Source organism: Thermus caldifontis, assembly GCF_003336745.1.
GTDB lineage: Bacteria > Deinococcota > Deinococci > Deinococcales > Thermaceae > Thermus > Thermus caldifontis.
In genome coordinates, this window is the sequence record NZ_QGMX01000044.1 from 1 (window position 1) to 1,411 (window position 1,411).

General features: G+C 63.2%; 2 protein-coding genes. Both read right to left on the minus strand.

What is annotated here, in order from left to right; all coding sequences use genetic code 11:
• Positions 1–109: 109 nt before the first annotated feature.
• Positions 110–712, minus strand: coding sequence for a transposase (locus tag DK874_RS12130; RefSeq protein ID WP_439144810.1), 603 nt, complete (start codon positions 710–712; stop codon positions 110–112).
• Positions 648–1,253 (minus strand): hypothetical protein, encoded by a 606-nt coding sequence (locus tag DK874_RS12135; RefSeq protein WP_439144811.1) that lies wholly within the window; start codon positions 1,251–1,253, stop codon positions 648–650. The genes DK874_RS12130 and DK874_RS12135 overlap by 65 nt, the downstream gene beginning before the upstream one ends.
• Positions 1,254–1,411: the final 158 nt, after the last annotated feature.

The window sequence follows — 1,411 nt, forward strand, 5'->3', positions numbered from 1 at the left end:
CAGAACCTTGTATCCTCGGGGCTTCCTGCAGGCATAGGGCCTCCTAGGTCTCCCTCGGGCCTTGCCCCCTCCCCTCCTGGCCAGATAGCTGGCTGTGCTCGGCCATAACTCAAAACTTGCACCTCCCGCATATCCTGCATAAACATGTGCTCCCTGCTCCCCCACCCGGGGGCCACTGGCCCAAGGCATGGAGCTCCCCAAGGGCCCCCTGGACCACCAGCTCGGGTAGCAAGAGACGAGCCGCCCACCCCGCCCTCTCCCGCCAGGTCAGCCCCTCGTCTTTCCTCTCCACCCGCACCCAGTGCGCCAGCAGATAGGCCAGGAGGGAAAGCACCAAAAACCGGTGCACCCCAAGAGGGCTCCGCTGCCCAAACTGCCCCAGGGAAAACTCGCTCTTCATGGCTCGGAAAAAATGCTCAATCGTGAACCGCCTTCTCCCCCACAAAAGCAGGGTGCGGGAGGTGGCAGGAAACGTGGCCACCCCGTACCTCCATTCCCACCTTCCCCCAGGCAGAGGGTACCGGTACCGGAAGGCCCACACGGGAAAAGGGAGTCCCCTCAGGTAGACCTGGCCCCCCAACCGCCTGAGGTCCTCTAGACGCTTGCCCTCCCTTGTCCTTCGGTCCCGGCGTACCCCCACGATCGCCTCAAAGCCCATCCGCCTGACCCCCACCAGGAAGGGGAGGGTGGCGAAAGCGCTGTCTGCTACCACCCGGATGCGGAAGGCCTTCCTCAACCAAGGGGGCAGGGCGGTTCATTTGGGGTAGGGGCCCCAAAGAGGAAAGAAGGCGAAGGGCCAAAAGGGAAAGGCTCTTCTGTCCCTTCCCCCGCCAGAGGCGGTAGGCCCAGGGGATGCGGAGGTGGCCGTAGACCAGATACACCAGCACCAGGTGAAGGCCCCATTGACCGTGAAAGAAGGAGAGGGGGAGGTGGGGGAAGCGTCCTCGCTTCTCTAGGGTAACCAGGTCCAGGACCACCAGGAGCCTGGGTTTGGGGCCCCTTCTCCTTCTGGCCCCGTCCAGGGCCTTTTCGGCCTCCTTCCTGGCGAGGCGGATAAGGGCGCGGGTGGGCCAGGGGTAGCGGTTCAGGAAGCGGGAGAGGGCGGAGGGCGATTTGGTCCCGGCGTGCTGGGGTCTGGCCTTGCCGTGGCCTCGGAGCAGAAGGAAGAGCAGGGCTTTCAGGGAAGCTTGGAGGTAAGGGGTTGGCAGGAGAGCCAGGATGCTGGAGAGCAGAGACTGGGCTGCTGTGTCCATCTCCCCTGTCATCCAACGGGAAACCGGCAGCCCTTTTCCAGTGGTTCCCCTGCATAAATCTGAGGGGGGGAGTATAGGTGCAAGTTTTGAGATAACATTCCTTCGTTTGCTACCTTAAAGCTCCACCCCAGCCATTTGCAGCAGGACATGGCTGCGGA

Bases quoted from the DNA above. Each gene is read 5' to 3' on its own strand.
- DK874_RS12135 (WP_439144811.1), bottom strand. From the start codon at position 1,253: ATGGACACAGCAGCCCAGTCTCTGCTCTCCAGCATCCTGGCTCTCCTG.